Origin of the sequence: Pseudomonas sp. BP6 (genome assembly GCF_017875935.1) — a bacterium.
Taxonomy (GTDB): Bacteria; Pseudomonadota; Gammaproteobacteria; order Pseudomonadales; family Pseudomonadaceae; genus Aquipseudomonas; species Aquipseudomonas putida_Y.
Window position 1 is genome coordinate 882917 of sequence record NZ_JAGINI010000001.1, and the last position, 17071, is coordinate 899987.

The 17071-nt window shown below is 55.3% G+C and carries 13 protein-coding genes; all 13 read left to right on the top strand.

From position 1 onward, the window contains the following. Positions 1–194: 194 nt before the first annotated feature. A complete protein-coding gene (locus J3A98_RS04015) occupies positions 195–2402 on the top strand; it encodes a bifunctional prephenate dehydrogenase/3-phosphoshikimate 1-carboxyvinyltransferase (protein ID WP_339535341.1) in 2208 nt (735 codons plus the stop codon). Next, on the top strand, positions 2399–3085 hold the full coding sequence (cmk, locus tag J3A98_RS04020; RefSeq protein WP_176685055.1) for a (d)CMP kinase: 687 nt from the start codon (positions 2399–2401) through the stop codon (positions 3083–3085). Before J3A98_RS04015 ends, cmk begins: the two co-directional genes overlap by 4 nt. 124 nt (positions 3086–3209) lie before the next feature. After that, positions 3210–4886 carry a 30S ribosomal protein S1 gene (gene rpsA / locus J3A98_RS04025; protein ID WP_003252673.1) on the top strand — a complete coding sequence of 559 codons (1677 nt, stop codon included), beginning with the start codon at positions 3210–3212 and terminating at the stop codon, positions 4884–4886. Positions 4887–6699: 1813 nt separating this feature from the next. Continuing rightward, positions 6700–7002 (top strand): integration host factor subunit beta, encoded by a 303-nt coding sequence (gene ihfB, locus J3A98_RS04030; protein WP_010952810.1) that lies wholly within the window; start codon positions 6700–6702, stop codon positions 7000–7002. Between the two features lie 19 nt (positions 7003–7021). Beyond that, positions 7022–7285 carry a lipopolysaccharide assembly protein LapA domain-containing protein gene (locus J3A98_RS04035; protein ID WP_135192843.1) on the top strand — a complete coding sequence of 88 codons (264 nt, stop codon included), beginning with the start codon at positions 7022–7024 and terminating at the stop codon, positions 7283–7285. A 102-nt stretch (positions 7286–7387) separates the two neighbouring features. Further along, a complete protein-coding gene (locus tag J3A98_RS04040; RefSeq protein ID WP_209964166.1) occupies positions 7388–8821 on the top strand; it encodes an MBL fold metallo-hydrolase in 1434 nt (477 codons plus the stop codon). 387 nt (positions 8822–9208) lie between these two features. After that, entirely contained in the window at positions 9209–10252 is a 1044-nt protein-coding gene (locus J3A98_RS04045; RefSeq protein WP_209964170.1) for a Wzz/FepE/Etk N-terminal domain-containing protein, read from the top strand. A 48-nt stretch (positions 10253–10300) separates the two neighbouring features. Further along, entirely contained in the window at positions 10301–11551 is a 1251-nt protein-coding gene (locus J3A98_RS04050; RefSeq protein WP_209964173.1) for an oligosaccharide flippase family protein, read from the top strand. 48 nt (positions 11552–11599) lie between these two features. Further along, on the top strand, positions 11600–12601 hold the full coding sequence (locus tag J3A98_RS04055) for a glycosyltransferase family 2 protein (RefSeq protein WP_209964177.1): 1002 nt from the start codon (positions 11600–11602) through the stop codon (positions 12599–12601). 3 nt (positions 12602–12604) lie between these two features. Next, complete coding sequence (locus J3A98_RS04060; protein ID WP_209964181.1) at positions 12605–13630, top strand: EpsG family protein; 1026 nt, start codon at positions 12605–12607, stop codon at positions 13628–13630. Between the two features lie 66 nt (positions 13631–13696). Next, positions 13697–14908 carry a glycosyltransferase gene (locus J3A98_RS04065; protein ID WP_209964184.1) on the top strand — a complete coding sequence of 404 codons (1212 nt, stop codon included), beginning with the start codon at positions 13697–13699 and terminating at the stop codon, positions 14906–14908. After that, positions 14901–15935, top strand: coding sequence for a polysaccharide biosynthesis protein (locus J3A98_RS04070; RefSeq protein ID WP_209964186.1), 1035 nt, complete (start codon positions 14901–14903; stop codon positions 15933–15935). The genes J3A98_RS04065 and J3A98_RS04070 overlap by 8 nt, the downstream gene beginning before the upstream one ends. A 4-nt stretch (positions 15936–15939) precedes the next feature. Then, complete coding sequence (locus tag J3A98_RS04075; RefSeq protein ID WP_176685062.1) at positions 15940–17058, top strand: capsular polysaccharide biosynthesis protein CapF; 1119 nt, start codon at positions 15940–15942, stop codon at positions 17056–17058. The last annotated feature ends 13 nt before the right edge of the window (positions 17059–17071 follow it).

Genomic DNA, 17071 nt, shown 5'->3' on the forward strand with positions numbered 1-17071 from the left:
AGGGGCCTTGGGGCCGCGGCGCGGCCCTTCGCGGGCATGCCCGCTCCCACAGTGAGCATGTGATGCCGATCTCTGCGGGAGCGGGCGAGCCCGCGAAGGGCCGCGCCGCGGCCCCAATGGCCCTCACAGGCTACCTAGATTTCTGAACAGGGTTCGCACCAGTGGTAAATGCAGCAAAAACCAAACCCGCGCCCATCATCGACCGCCTGGTCGTGGTCGGCCTGGGCCTGATCGGCGGCTCGTTCGCCAAGGGCCTGCGTGAAAGCGGCCTGTGCCGCGAAGTGGTCGGTGTCGACCTGGATGCCCTCTCGCGCAAGCAGGCTGTGGCCTTGGGGGTGGTCGACCGCTGCGAAGAAGACCTCGCCGCCGCTTGTGTGGGCGCCGATGTCATCCAGCTGGCCGTACCGATCCTGGCCATGGAAAAAGTCCTGGCGCGCCTGGCCCTGCTAGACCTGGGTGATGCGATCATCACCGACGTTGGCAGCGCCAAGGGCAACGTCGTGCGTGAGGCGCGTGCCGTCTTCGGTGCACGCCTGCCGCGCTTCGTCCCGGGCCACCCCATCGCCGGGTCCGAGCAGAGCGGGGTAGAGGCGTCCAATGCCACCTTGTTCCGCCGGCACAAGGTCATCCTCACGCCGCTGGCCGAAACCGACCCCGCCGCGCTGGCCATGGTTGACCGCCTGTGGCGTGCGCTGGATGCCGATGTGGAGCACATGTCGGTCGAGCGCCACGACGAAGTACTGGCCGCCACCAGCCATCTGCCACACCTGCTGGCCTTTGGCCTGGTCGACTCGCTGGCCAAACGCAATGAAAACCTCGAGATCTTCCGGTACGCTGCGGGTGGATTCCGCGATTTCACAAGAATCGCCGGCAGCGACCCGACCATGTGGCATGACATCTTCCTCGCCAACCGCGACGCTGTCCTGCGCACACTTGATACATATCGCAGCGATCTCGACGCCTTGCGCGACGCGATCGCTGAAGGGGATGGGCACCAGCTGCTGGGTGTATTCACCCGCGCACGGGCTGCCCGCGAGCATTTCAGTAAAATCCTGGCCCGCCGGGCCTATGTGGACGCTATGAACGCCAACGATCTGATTTTCCAGGCCCAACCGGGTGGCCGCCTGAACGGGCGGATCCGTGTACCGGGCGACAAGTCGATTTCCCATCGCTCGATCATGCTCGGCTCGCTGGCCGAAGGTACTACCGAGGTCGAAGGCTTCCTCGAAGGCGAAGACGCGCTGGCGACCCTGCAGGCATTTCGTGACATGGGTGTGGTCATCGAAGGCCCCAACCACGGTCGCGTGACCATTCACGGCGTGGGCCTGCATGGCCTCAAGCCGCCACCAGGGCCGCTGTACGTGGGTAACTCCGGTACCTCGATGCGCCTGCTGTCGGGCCTGTTGGCCGGTCAGTCGTTCGATGTCACCATGACCGGCGACGCCTCGCTGTCCAAGCGCCCGATGAACCGTGTGGCCAACCCGCTGCGCGAAATGGGTGCTGTGGTCGAAACCGGCCCGGACGGCCGCCCGCCGCTGACCATTCGTGGTGGCCACAAGCTCAAAGGGCTGACCTACACGCTGCCGATGGCTAGCGCCCAGGTCAAATCCTGCCTGTTGCTGGCTGGTCTGTACGCCGAAGGCAAGACCACTGTCACCGAGCCTGCGCCTACCCGTGACCACACCGAGCGCATGCTGCGCGGTTTTGGCTACTCGGTCGACAGCAATGGCCCGGTGGCCTCGCTGCAGTCCGGTGGCAAGCTGACCGCTACCCGGATCGAAGTGCCGGCTGACATTTCCTCGGCAGCGTTCTTCCTGGTGGCAGCCTCTATCGCTGAAGGCTCCGAGCTGGTGCTGGAGCATGTCGGCATCAACCCGACCCGTACCGGCGTGATCGACATCCTGCGCCTGATGGGCGGCGACATCACCCTGGAAAACCAGCGTGAGGTGGGCGGCGAGCCTGTGGCCGACCTGCGTGTGCGCGGTGCCAAGCTGAAGGGTATCGACATTCCTGAAGCATTGGTGCCGCTGGCCATCGACGAATTCCCGGTACTGTTCGTGGCGGCTGCCTGCGCTGAAGGGCGTACCGTGCTGCGTGGCGCCGAAGAGCTGCGGGTCAAGGAGTCCGACCGCATCCAGGTGATGGCCGATGGCCTGATCACCTTGGGCATCAAGTGCGAGCCGACCCCGGACGGCATCATCATCGACGGCGGCCAGTTGGGCGGCGGCGAAGTGCATGGGCATGGTGATCACCGCATCGCCATGGCCTTCAGTGTGGCCTCGCTGCGCGCCAGTGCACCGATTCGCATTCACGACTGCGCCAACGTCGCCACCTCGTTCCCCAACTTCCTGGCGCTGTGTGCCGAAGTGGGTATTCGCGTGGCAGAAGAGGGCAAGTCGTGAATTCGCTGGCACCGGTTATTACCATCGACGGGCCAAGCGGCTCGGGCAAGGGCACGGTCGCCGGGCTGATGGCCCGCGAGCTGGGCTGGAAGCTGCTGGACTCCGGCGCGCTGTATCGCTTGCTGGCATTCAATGCGAGCAACCACGGCGTCGACCTGACCAACGAAGAGCTGCTGACCAAGCTTGCCGCTCATCTGGATGTGCAGTTCATCGCTGCCGAGCCCGGTAAGCTGCAGCAGATCATCCTTGAGGGTGAGGACGTCAGCAACGTCATCCGTACCGAAACCGTCGGTGCCGGTGCATCGATGGTGGCGTCGCTGCCGGCGGTGCGTGATGCGCTGCTGGTGCGTCAGCGTGAGTTCCGCGAAGTGCCGGGGCTGATTGCTGACGGTCGCGACATGGGTACCGTGGTGTTCCCGGACGCGCCATTGAAGGTCTTCCTCACCGCCAGCGCGGAGGAGCGCGCACGTCGCCGCTACCTGCAGTTGAAGGGCAAGGGTGAAGATGTTAGTCTGTCGAGTCTGCTGGATGAGATTCGTGCACGTGATGAACGTGACACCCAACGTGCAGTGGCCCCGCTGAAACCAGCGGCCGATGCCATTCAGTTGGACTCTACCGAGTTGTCCATCGAGCAGGTGTTGCAACGTATCAGAAGCGAGATCGCCCAGCGCGACCTTATCTGATAGCCAGGAAAGCAGGCAGGGGCACCAGTCAACGTCCTGCCGGCTTTCCTTTACTTAAAACGAACCCACATTGTCTGGAATGTGGTTATGGGCGTTTGTTTCGCCCGAATCTACAGGAATTAAAATGAGCGAAAGCTTTGCAGAACTCTTTGAAGAAAGCCTGAAAACCCTCAATCTTCAGCCGGGTGCGATCATCACCGGTATCGTTGTCGACATCGACGGCGACTGGGTTACCGTACACGCTGGCCTGAAGTCCGAGGGCGTCATCCCGCTCGAGCAGTTCTACAACGAAGCTGGCGAGCTGACCATCAAGGTCGGTGACGAAGTTCACGTTGCGCTGGACGCGGTCGAAGACGGCTTTGGCGAAACCAAACTGTCCCGTGAAAAAGCCAAGCGCGCCGAGTGCTGGATTGTTCTGGAAGCAGCTTTCGCCGCCGAAGAAGTGGTCAAGGGCGTTATCAACGGTAAGGTTAAGGGCGGCTTCACTGTCGACGTTAACGGCATCCGTGCGTTCCTGCCGGGCTCCCTGGTTGATGTCCGCCCAGTGCGCGACACCACCCACCTGGAAGGCAAAGAGCTGGAATTCAAGGTCATCAAGCTGGACCAGAAGCGCAACAACGTTGTCGTTTCCCGTCGCAGCGTGCTGGAAGCCGAGAACAGCGCCGAGCGCGAAGCCCTGCTGGAAACCCTGCAGGAAGGCCAGCAAGTCAAAGGTATCGTCAAGAACCTCACCGACTACGGCGCATTCGTGGACCTGGGCGGTATCGACGGCCTGCTGCACATCACCGACATGGCCTGGAAGCGCATCAAGCACCCATCGGAAATCGTTAACGTTGGCGACGAAGTCGACGTACGCGTTCTGAAGTTCGACCGTGAGCGCAACCGCGTTTCGCTGGGTCTGAAGCAGATGGGCGAAGATCCGTGGGTAGCTATCACTGCCCGTTACCCAGAAGGTACTCGCGTACAGGCTCGCGTTACCAACCTGACCGACTACGGCTGCTTCGCTGAGCTGGAAGAAGGCGTTGAAGGTCTGGTACACGTTTCCGAAATGGACTGGACCAACAAGAACATCCACCCGTCGAAAGTCGTTCAGGTTGGCGACGAAGTGGAAGTCATGGTTCTGGACATCGACGAAGAGCGTCGTCGTATCTCCCTGGGCATCAAGCAGTGCAAGTCCAACCCATGGGAAGACTTCTCCGGCCAGTTCAACAAGGGTGACAAGATCACCGGTACCATCAAGTCGATCACCGACTTCGGTATCTTCATTGGCCTGGACGGCGGCATCGACGGCCTGGTTCACCTGTCCGACATCTCCTGGAACGAAACCGGCGAAGAAGCCGTACGTCGTTTCAAGAAGGGCGACGAGCTGGAAACCGTCATCCTGTCGGTCGACCCAGAGCGCGAGCGCATCTCCCTGGGCATCAAGCAGCTGGAAGACGATCCGTTCTCCAACTTCGTTGCTGTCAATGACAAGGGCGCTATCGTCAAGGGCATCGTGAAAGAAGTTGACGCCAAAGGCGCCATCGTCACCCTGGCCGACGACATCGAAGCCACTCTGAAAGCTTCCGAAATCAGCCGTGACCGCGTTGAAGACGCGCGTAACGTTCTGAAGGAAGGCGAAGAGATCGAAGCCAAGATCATCAGCGTTGACCGCAAGTCCCGCGTTATCAGCCTGTCGATCAAATCGAAAGACGACGCTGAAGAGCGCGAAGCTATCCAGAGCCTGAAAAACGCTCCGGAAGCTGCTGCCGACACCACCATGGCTGCGCTGCTGCGCGAAGCAATGGCCAAGCAGAACTGAGTTCTGTTTGATCGGTAAAAAGGGCGACCCTCGGGTCGCCCTTTTTTATGCGTGCAATCAAGCGGCGCGGCGGTTGTCACCGCTGGACCACGCCAGCTTCAGGCTGGCACAACCCAGTGTACGGTGGATGACACCGGCATCGCCGGTGTTCGCGGGTAAACTCGCGCCTACGCCGATGGCGCCGGACCACGCTAACTTCAGGCTGACACCCCCTCCATTGTAGGAGCGGGTTCACCCGCGAATCAGGCGCCACGGTGGATGGCACCGGCATCGCCGGTGTTCGCGGGTAAACCCGCGCCTACGCCGATGGCGCCGGACCACGCTAACTTCAGGCTGACACCCCCATTGTAGGAGCGGGTTCACCCGCGAATCAGGCGCCACGGTGGATGGCACCGGCATCGCCGGTGTTCGCGGGTAAACCCGCGCCTACGCCGATGGCGCCGGACCACGCTAACTTCAGGCTGACACCCCCATTGTAGGAGCGGGTTCACCCGCGAATCAGGCGCCACGGTGGATGGCACCGGCATCGCCGGTGTTCGCGGGTAAACCCGCGCCTACGCCGATGGCGCCGGACCACGCTAACTTCAGGCTGGCACCCCCCATTGTAGGAGCGGGTTCACCCGCGAATCAGGCGCCACGGTGGATGGCACCGGCATCGCCGGTGTTCGCGGGTAAACCCGCGCCTACGCCGATGGCGCCGGACCACGCTAACTTCAGGCTGACACCCCCATTGTAGGAGCGGGTTCACCCGCGAATCAGGCGCCACGGTGGATGGCACCGGCATCGCCGGTGTTCGCGGGTAAACCCGCGCCTACGCCGATGGCGCCGGACCACGCTAACTTCAGGCTGGCACCCCCCATTGTAGGAGCGGGTTCACCCGCGAATCAGGCGCCACGGTGGATGGCACCGGCATCGCCGGTGTTCGCGGGTAAACCCGCGCCTACGCCGATGGCGCCGGACCACGCTAACTTCAGGCTGACACCCCCATTGTAGGAGCGGGTTCACCCGCGAATCAGGCGCCACGGTGGATGGCACCGGCATCGCCGGTGTTCGCGGGTAAACCCGCGCCTACGCCGATGGCGCCGGACCACGCTAACTTCAGGCTGACACCCCCATTGTAGGAGCGGGTTCACCCGCGAATCAGGCGCCACGGTGGATGGCACCGGCATCGCCGGTGTTCGCGGGTAAACCCGCGCCTACGCCGATGGCGCCGGACCACGCTAACTTCAGGCTGGCACCCCCCATAGTAGGAGCGGGTTCACCCGCGAATCAGGCGCCACGGTGGATGGCACCGGCATCGCCGGTGTTCGCGGGTAAACCCGCGCCTACGCCGATGGCGCCGGACCACGCTAACTTCAGGCTGGCACCCCCCATTATAGGAGCGGGTTCACCCGCGAATCAGGCGCCACGGTGGATGGCACCGGTATCGCCGGTGTTCGCGGGTAAACCCGCGCCTACGCCGATGGCGCCGGACCACGCTAACTTCAGGCTGGCACCCCCCATTGTAGGAGCGGGTTCACCCGCGAATCAGGCGCCACGGTGGATGGCACCGGTATCGCCGGTGTTCGCGGGTAAACCCGCGCCTACGCCGATGGCGCCGGACCACGCTAACTTCAGGCTGACACCCTCCATTGTAGGAGCGGGTTCACCCGCGAATCAGGCAGCGCTGGCCTGTCTAAGCGGTAGACCATTCTTGAATTACTTCAATCTTGAATTTTTTTATTAAGTCAAGATCCACCCTGTTCAAATCCTTCCCGGCGTGCTACAAACTGGTTAAGCAATGATCTAGCTGCTTGATAACGAAGGGAAAAATATGACGAAGTCGGAGCTGATCGAACGTATTGTCACCCATCAGGGGCTGCTCTCGTCCAAGGACGTGGAGCTGGCCATCAAGACCATGCTTGAGCAGATGTCACAATGCCTGGCTACCGGCGATCGCATCGAGATCCGCGGTTTTGGCAGCTTCTCGCTGCACTATCGCGCCCCACGCGTAGGCCGTAATCCCAAGACCGGCCAGTCGGTCAGCCTCGAAGGCAAGTTCGTGCCGCATTTCAAACCCGGCAAAGAGTTGCGCGACCGGGTCAATGAAGACGAGCATGAAGAGGCCCACACCTGATTCCCAAAGGAGCAATCTGATGCGTAACTTCAAGCGCGCCCTGGCGGCGGTCTTCGTGCTGCTATTGGCGGCTGTGGTGCTGTTCTTCGTGCTGGAGAACCAGCAAACCGTGTCATTGGTCCTGTTCGGTTGGGCTGCACCCGCCATGCCGGTTGCTGTCCTGGTATTGGCCGCTTTGGTCATTGGCCTGGCAGTCGGGCCATTGCTGGGGGCCTACGGCGTGCAGCGCAGCAAGCGCAAGATCAGGGCGTCTGCTCGTGAGGCGGCACTGAGCGGCAACTAAGGAAATGTCCTACACCTAATAAAGAAAGGTTCACCTATGCATGCGTCGGCCGTCATGGAGTAATAGTCCACTTCATTTTCGGTCCAGGCGAGTGTGCGCAGCATGGAATATCCCAGCCTTTCCCATCATGGTGGTACCCGCGGCGTCACTGGGTCCTGCCATCAGTTGCACCTTGATCCCTCCGTTAGCCTGCTGATTGATTGCGGCCTTGAGCAAGGGAATGAGGCGCCGTCGGATGCGGAGACCGCGGCGCTCGGCTTCGATATCCAGGGCATTCAGGCACTGGTCATCACCCATGTCCATCTCGACCATGTTGGGCGCATCCCTGCGCTGCTGGCAGCGGGTTACCGTGGCCCTATCCTGTGCAGCGAGCCCTCAGCCCGGCTGCTGCCGCTGGTACTGGAAGACGCCTACAAGCTGAGTATCAGCAGCAAGCCTGCGCAGGTGGCGCGCTATCTCGATTTCATCCGTGACCTCATCGTGCCGCTGCCCTTCGAGCAGTGGTACACGGTGGTCGAGCGCCCGGGTCTTGCCTGTCGTATTCGTCTGCAGCGCGCAGGGCATCTGCTGGGGTCCGCTTATGTCGAGTGCGATATGCAGCATGAGCAAACCAACACCCGGTATGTGTTTTCTGGCGACCTGGGCGCTTGCGGCAACCCGTTGCTGCGCCCGGTGCAGCCTCCGGAGCGCGCCGACGTGCTAGTGCTGGAAAGCACCTACGGCGACCGCCTGCACCCACAGGCAGGCGACCGCCGCCAGCGACTGGAAGACGCCATCGATCGAGCCCTCGCCGACAAGGGCACCATCCTGATTCCCGCATTCAGTCTTGGTCGTACCCAGGAGCTGCTGTATGAACTGGAAGATATTCTTCATCGCAAAGCCCTGCTGAACACTACCGGTCCGGCTCCGGACGGGGAGCCGATCGACTGGTCACAGTTGCCCGTCATCCTCGATTCGCCCTTGGCTCAGCGCATCACCAGCGTGTACCGGGAGCTGCACGAATACTGGAATGCAGAAGCCAAGGCGCGTGTTGAAGCGGGGCGCGATCCACTCGGCTTCAGTCAGCTGATCAGTGTGGACACCCATGCCCGCCACCAGCAGGTGGTCAACTACCTCAAGAGCACAGGGCGCCCTGCAATTGTAATCGCCGGCAACGGGATGTGTTCGGGTGGGCGTATCGTCAATTACCTCAAGGCCATGCTGGGGGATCCGCGGCATGAGGTGATGTTTGTGGGGTACCAGGCTAAGGGGACGCCGGGGGCGGTGATACAGGCGAGTGAGGGGGCTGAAGGGTTTGTGCAGGTTGATTTGGATGGGCGGATGTATGAAGTGCGGCTTAAGGTCATGACGATCGCTGGCTTTGCAGGGCATGCAGATCAGTTTGGGCTCGTGCGCTTCGCTCTGCAGGGGCGGTCTCCTGCAGGACGAGTGTTGCTTGTACATGGTGAGATCAGTGCCAAGCTGCAACTAATACAAGCATTGCGCAGCAGCGCGGCTGCTTCGAACCTCACATTGGAAGTTGGTATACCAAAATAGCAGAACAGATTAATGGTTTTTTTCTCCGGAACTTTTTGAACCAAGCGATCTCTACTTCAACCTTAAACGATCGTCCTGAATACGGTTACCAGATTTTAGATTTTTTGTATAGTCAAAATCCAAGTCTACTCAATTGATATTTATTCGCATTTGTGGAGGGCGTTGCAGTCACTCTTGCTATTGCTTTCGTATGGGATATTCTAGCTCTGAAGAGCCTGCTGGTATGAGGAGTGCATCGAGCAGCACTTTTGGGCAGTAAAATTTCCCCCCCCTTGCGGATGCTGTTCGACATCCGCTGTATTTATTTTCCCCCCGTTTTTGGGTTGCTGGCTCGGCGGTGGGGAGGGGCGAACGCAGCAGTGCAGGTGAAAACAAGGAAAAAATCGAATGGCTAGCGAGCTATACCGGGGTGGCGAGGAAGTTGATCTAAGCGAGCTATTTAAAAGCTTGTTCGAGCAAAAGGTTTTGATAATCGGGTTAACGATCGCATTCTTATTGTTGGCAGTACTTTACGCTTTTACACGTCAGCCTATTTATCAAGCTGATCTAGCAATCGTAGCGCCTTCCCATAACGATATTTCTGCCATAAATTATGGGCGCGGTGAAGCAGTTGGCCTGCCGTTAATTTCCGTTAGGGAGGTGTATGATTTATATGCGCGAGTACTATATTCGGAAAATGCGCGACGCAAAGTGTTTGAAGAAATCTATCTTCTCTCGCTTCCTGAAAGCGAGAAAGCGATGTCTCAGAATGTGATGTTCAGACAGTTTTCTCGTTCGTTTGTAATCAGCAAGGCAGGTGATGATGCGGCTGCACGCTATGTGATCAGCGTCTCTTATTCTGAGCCAGCGGTAGCGGCGGAGTGGGCAGACGCACTTGCGGATACCGCTGCTGAAATGACGAAGAACGAGTTGGTGAAAAATGCCGTTTCAGATGCGTCCTTGCGTGCCGCCATGTTGGGTAGAGAAATCTCCGGTAAACGTGAGGTGGCGCGCAAGGAGCGGGAAGATAGGCTGAGTAAGTTGAAAGAGGCGCTGGCAATCGCCTTGGCTGTTGGCTTGAAGAAGCCTCCTATCATTACGGGGAGTGCTTCGGAGTTGTCGGCGCGAATGGATGGAGATCTCGCCTATATGCGCGGTAGTGATGCTATTCGGGCCGAAATAGATAATATGGAGAGGCGTAACTCCGACGATCCATATATTGATAACTTGCGTCAGCTTGAAGAGCGTATGGCTTTTTATCAGAACTTTAAGGTTAGCGACGATGGCTTTCGTGTTTATCGGCGGGATGGCGTGCTTGCGGTGCCTGATCAACCCGTTAAACCCAGAAAAATTTTGATTATATTGGGTGGGCTCGTGCTGGGGCTAGGTCTGGGAATATTCATTGCACTAATTCGGTTTTTCGTGCGTGGAAAGAAAGAAAGATTTGCATAATGAACGGCTTGGCTCAGGTGCTGGCTGATGTGGTAAAAGGGGCGTAAATTGGACTTGGGTCAGGTTAAAATACTTTATAAGAACAACCTGAAGGTGGTTAGTAATTACCTGCATATGACGGTATTGCAGGTTATGAATTCTTTTTTTTATCTCATTATATATCCCTATGTTATTCACCGGCTTGGGGTGGAAAATTTTGGGCTGTATGTATTTGCATCCGGTGTTGCCATGTATTTCATGGTGTTTGTGAATTTTGGCTTCGATATTCATGCAGCAAAGTTAGTGTCGCTTGAGCAAGATAACAAGCTCGGGCATGGCAGCCTGATGGCTCGCGTGTTGTTGGCCAAAAGCTGGTTAGTCTGTGTCGCTACGGTAATATTCTTGCCGTTGATGATGTTTTTTGAGTTTATGCGTGGGCATTGGCTAGTGTTTGTCTTGGCCTATGCCAATGTGCTGTCCAGTGTGCTTCTGCCGCAGTGGTACTTCCATGGTATGCAGAAGATGAAGGTGTTGACGACTATTCAACTGGTGTTGAAATTGTTGTCATTGCCGTTAATTTTTCTACTTGTTACCCAGGAAGGGGATGTGGTGTTTTACACTGCGATTACTGTCGGGGTCAATGTGCTTGCCAGTCTGCTGGCATTTCTATTTGCAAGTCGGGGGTGCGAGCGCCCTGCGTTTCCGGCTGGTAAAGAGGTAAAGGCATTGTTGTTGGAAGTGCAGCCGTTTTTCTGGTCTACAGCGGCCAACACATTTAAGCAGAAAAGTATTGAAATTATAATTGGTAGTCTATTCGGTATGCGAGAGGTTGCGATCTATGACCTTGCGAACAAAATCTTTTCGGTGCCGAGTCTGTTGGCGTCAAATATTAATGCGGCATTGTTCCCTGTTCTGATTCGCAGCGCACGACGTGAGTTGATTAGCAAGATTATAAAGATCGAGCTCGGCGTAGGCCTGCTGTGTATCTTGTCGGTTGTAATTGGTGGGTATTGGGTGGTGGCGTTTATTGCGCCGCCTGGCATGGAGCAGGCATATTACCTGTCGATCCTGCTCAGCATCAGTATCTTGACTTACCTCATTGTCGGTAGTCATATTTATTTTATCTATGTGCCAAACCAGTGTTATGGTCTAGTGCTAAAAAATCAGATAGTTTCGATTATCTCATTCTATTGCTTTTGTGCGCTTTACTTGAGCGTCCATTGGGATATAAGTTCTGTTGTGTTCGGTTTGGTGAGCTCGGCCATGCTTGAGATTGCATACAGCTATAGCCTTGTAAAGAAAGTGCCTGAATATCAATAGTTTGTCTGGAATTTACGCCCGGTCAAGAAATGAAAGGTAGGCGATTTTATGGAAAGATTCGACGTTCCGGTGGCTTTGTTCTTGTTCAAGCGCATCGACAAACCCCTGGAAATCATCAAGCAGCTTGCCAAAATCGCTCCTGCGCGTCTCTATCTGCTCTCTGATGGTGGGCGAACCGACGACGAGCGGTGTCAGGTTGCTGAGTGTCGTGATGCGATTGAGCGCGCCATTACCTGGGAGTGCGAAGTCGTAAAGAAATATGAGGCTCAGAACGTAGGTGTTTACGAAAATATTGCTGGCGGCGCAAAGTGGGTGCTGCAGCGAGAGCCGTTTGCCATCTTTTTGGAAGACGATAATTTTCCGGAGATTACCTTTTTTCAGTTCTGCAAAGAGCTATTAGAAAGATACGAGAACGATACTCGTGTCTTGTGGATCTGCGGTACTAACTATTTAAAGACGTACGCGCCGCAAGATGGTTCCAGTTATGTATTTACCAAGAACATGATGCCATGTGGCTGGGCGTCTTGGGCAAGTAAGTTTATTCCCTTCTACGACGGTGAGCTTACCCTGTGGCAAGATTCCTATGTGCGTGATCGTATTCGTAAGGAATATGCATGCGAGAAACTCTACTATCAGGATCGGTACAATGTTGAGTATGAATTGGATGCCAAGGCTAAGACTGGGCGGTTCTATTCATGGGACTATCAAATGAGTTTTTCCATCCGTGCCCATAATTTGTATGGCATTGTGCCGGCGTACAATCAGATTACCAACATTGGGGTGGATAATGATTCGACGCACGGTGGCACATCAATGGAGGATGTAATGACCGAGCGATTCTGCGGTCTGCCAACACGGCCTATGGAATTTCCGTTAAGGCATCCAAAGGCGTTGTTGATTGACGATACCTTTGAGGTTGCCGTTGCCAAAATTATTCTCCACCCAAAGTTTTTTTCAGTAAAATCAAGGCTTTCGCGCACCGTTCGAAAGCTGCTTGGTATCCGTAAGACAGAAAGTATTCTTGGTTACTTAAAGAGCAAGTTAGCCTGAGCCATGGCGACGATGCAGAGCAGGTATCTCTCGATTATTTTGTCCATCCCAGTGTTCCTGCTGATGTGGGCGTTGTACGGGTGGAATACTTGGAATGGTGATCGCGATGGTTATGAGTTGTATTATAATACGCGTATTACCCTGGCTAGTTGGGGTAAGGAGGTTGGATATGGCTATCTTAATATAATAGCGAAGCAGGCTGGAATATCATTTGGTCATTTCCAGATTGCCCTTTCACTGGTTACGCTGCTGCTTGTATATCGCTATGTCTTGAAAAAAGCCATTGCGCCCGTGGCATCAATGCTGGCTTATTTCGTGTGCTTCTTCGCGTTAGATTTTGTTTTGATGCGAAATTTTCTAGCTTTTGCTATATGTCTGCAGGCGATGCTGTATTTGTATGAAGGGGGCTGGCGGGGGCGCCTCGCCTACGCGTTTCTAATTTTGCTGGCGACCAGTATCCATCAATCTTCGCTTGTTTACATGGTATTCGTGGTAATGCCTTTGGGGCGGGTGCTACCGTTGAATCGCCTTCTTTTTTTCTGCGGCATCTTCATATCTGCTTACGTCATGGTTCGCTATTTCGTAGCGCTTCCAGACTCGATAGCTGCGCACTTTAGTTACTATGCTACTTCATTGAAAAGTTCGCTTTTCAATTCGGCGGTTCACTTGCTCTCGGTGTTGTCTTTGGTACTGGTTGCGTTGAGTGAGCGGAAGAATTTGTTGCGTGGTGTAGCGGTTGATGAGCGGGATAGAGAGTTGATCTTTATCTGTAATGTCAATTGCTTGTCGCTGCTTTTTATTCCGCTGTATTTTGAGTCGGAAATTTTTATCCGGTTGCTCCGTTTTGTGCTGTTCTTCAATTTATTGCACTGCGTTAATTCACTGTTTATGTGGCGAAAGAGTTATTTTCTTATATTGTGTTATCTGTCATTCTTGATGCTTTACCTCATTTTATTTTTTTTGGTTCCTGTGGCTGAGTATTCGGTCATACCGCTATTTAAGAATAATGCACTGTTAGGGTTGGGTTGATGGGGCATACATAATGGAGCAGATTCTGTTGGGTGCAAGGGTCGACGTTCAGGTTGAGGCGCATTTATGAGAGTAGTATTTCTGGGAGGGGTGTTCACAGATACTGACCGTGAATCAATTGTCAGCTATTCGCAGGGTAGCATTCAGTTTGCGGCGGACACATTGCAGAAAAACTATATCCGTGGTTTCAGCGAATGCCCTGAGATCAGCGGGATAACGGTGGTCAATCTTCCGTTTATAGGTGCGTACCCGCGAAGGTATAAGGAAATTTTCTATTCGCCCGCAGTCGCGCTAGAACAAATGAATGGCGCCACTGTCAAAAACAAGCCCTTTTTCAACCTGACGATCATCAAGAACCTGCACAAGGTCATGGTTGCCTATCGAGGCATACAAGACAGCCTGCCAAAAGGCGGAGGGGAGCGCACGTTACTAGTCTGTTATTCCATGCACCTCCCGTTTCTTATTGCGTGCAGGTTGATCCGTGCAATACGTAAGGATGTGGATTTTTGCGTAATTGTGCCGGACCTTCCAGAGTATATGGCAGCTCGCTCCGGCCTGACTAAGCTTGTCTTTCAGGGTTTGGCGCGGATTTCATACCGAATTGTCAATGGGGCCGACAGCGTCGTCGCGATCACTGATGCGATGCTTGACGTATTTTCACCAAGACTCAAAAAGGTTGTTGTTGAGGGCATAGCAGACAGTGATTATGTCAGCCGTCCGTCTTCGTCCGTGCGCAAGCCCTATTTCTTGTATAGTGGTACCTTGGACAGACGATATGGTATTCGCAAACTGCTGGACGCATTCCTTGCATCCGGCGTTGAGAATTATGAGCTTTATATTTGTGGTGATGGCGATGATCGTGCCAATGTGGAAAGCGCTTCTGCAGAAAATGGTAAAGTGAAATACCTGGGTCAGTTGGACAGAAATGCTGTTCTGAAGTTGCAGCGAGAAGCTACGCTGCTGATTAATCCGCGTGATAATGAGTCGGCGTTTACTAAGTACTCGTTTCCATCAAAGGTAATCGAGTACATGTCTTCTGGTGTGCCGGTCATGATGTATGCGCTTGACGGTATACCTAAAGAATATTATCGTTTTTGCTACCTGGTTCCACCCGGTCCGGAGGGGCTGAAAGAGATGATAGCCAAGGTGGCCTCGTTCGATGTCGATGAGCTCAGCGAAATGGGGCGGTCGGCAAAAAAATTTATTGCAGATCATAAAATGCCCAGTGCTCAAATCGCCAAGGTGCTGGATGCCATAAAAGGGAAAACCTATGTTTGAAGGCAAGAAATTACTCATTACCGGCGGAACCGGATCGTTTGGCAATGCTGTTCTCAAGCGTTTTCTGGATACTGATATTGCAGAAATCCGCATTTTCAGTCGGGACGAAAAGAAACAGGATGACATGCGCAAGCGATATGCCAGCTCTAAGCTGAAGTTTTATATCGGCGATGTGCGTGATTATCAAAGCCTTTTGAACGCGACACGAGGTGTTGATTACATCTTTCATGCGGCCGCGCTGAAGCAGGTTCCGTCCTGCGAGTTCCACCCAATGGAGGCGGTCAAAACCAATGTCATTGGTACCGAAAACCTTCTGGAGGCCGCTATTCAGAACGAAGTACGTCGGGTTGTTTGCCTGAGTACTGACAAGGCGGTCTACCCGATCAACGCCATGGGTATTTCCAAGGCGATGATGGAAAAGGTGATGGTTGCAAAATCGCGTAACGTCGATGAGAAAAAAACTGTGATTTGCGGTACTCGCTACGGCAACGTCATGGCTTCACGCGGTTCGGTCATCCCACTGTTCATCGAACAGATTCGTGCCGCTCAGGCGCTGACACTGACTGACCCTAACATGACGCGATTCATGATGACATTGTCCGATGCCGTCGACCTGGTGCTGTATGCCTTTGAACACGGTAACAACGGCGATTTGTTCGTGCAGAAAGCGCCTGCAGCAACCATCGAAGTGCTGGCCAAGGCGCTGACCGAACTGGTTGGCAAACCGCAGCACCCGATCAATGTCATCGGTACCCGTCATGGCGAAAAACTCTACGAAGCCCTGCTGAGCCGGGAGGAACTGGTATGTGCCGAGGACATGGGTGACTACTACCGTGTGCCGCCAGACCTGCGTGACTTGAACTATGCGAAGTTTGTGGAAGAGGGCGAGACCCGTCTCTCAATTACCGAGGACTATAACTCCCACAACACCCAGCGCCTTGATGTTGCCGGAATGCAGCAATTGCTGCGCAAACTCGACTTTATTCGCGCCATAGAACGCGGCGAGCATGCCACCCCGGAGGAGTGAAGCGATGAAAGTACTGGTCACAGGGGCAAATGGTTTCGTAGGGCGCAACCTGCTGGTGCACCTTGGCGAGCGCAAGGACATCGAGGTAGTGCTTTTCACTCGGGAGCATGCCCTTGAGTCGCTGCGCGAAAAGGTTTGTGGTGTGGACTTTGTGTTCCATCTGGCGGGCATAAACCGGCCGAAAGACCCCGAGGAATTCAAGGTAGGCAATGCTGACCTGACCTTGGAACTGTGCCGGGCTATCAAGGCAACTGGGCGGCAGATTCCTGTCCTCTATACTTCGTCGAGCCAGGCTGAACTGGATAACGCCTACGGTGCCAGCAAGCGTGGCGCCGAAGAGGCTCTGTCAGAGTTACAGTCACAACATGGCTCGGCCGTGCATCTGTTCCGCCTGCCTAATGTGTTTGGCAAGTGGGCACGGCCGAACTATAACTCGGCTGTGGCTACGTTTTGCCACAACATCGTGCATGACTTGGAAATCACCATCAATGACCCTCATGCGCTTATCAACCTCGTTTACATTGATGATGTAATCAAAGCATTTGTCCAGGTGCTAGATGGAGTTAAATCCGGCACGCCGTTTGCTAAGGTAGAGCCGCAATACAGCATCACAGTGGGTGAACTGGCAGACCTACTACGTACCTTCCGCGACAGCCGTGCGAGCATGGTCACGGAGGCAGTGGGTACCGGCTTGATACGAGCCTTGTATTCGACCTACCTGAGCTACGTCCCCCCCGAGAGTTTCACCTATAAGGTGCCCAAGCATGGCGACCCGCGAGGCGTGTTTGTCGAGATGCTAAAAACCAAGGACAGTGGCCAGTTTTCCTACTTCACCGCGCACCCAGGCATCACCCGAGGCGGCCATTACCACCACACAAAGACCGAAAAGTTTTTGGTGATCAAAGGTAAGGCGTGTTTTCGCTTCCGTCACGTGGTATCTGGGGCGTTCCACGAACTGTTCACCTCTGGCGAAGAGCCGGAGATTGTCGAGACTGTCCCTGGTTGGACCCACGACATCACCAACGTAGGTGATGACGAGATGATCGTCATGCTTTGGGCCAACGAAATTTTCGACCGTGAGAACCCTGATACCTACGCTCGGCCAGTAGGCACCGAAGCCTGAACGGGCCCGAGAG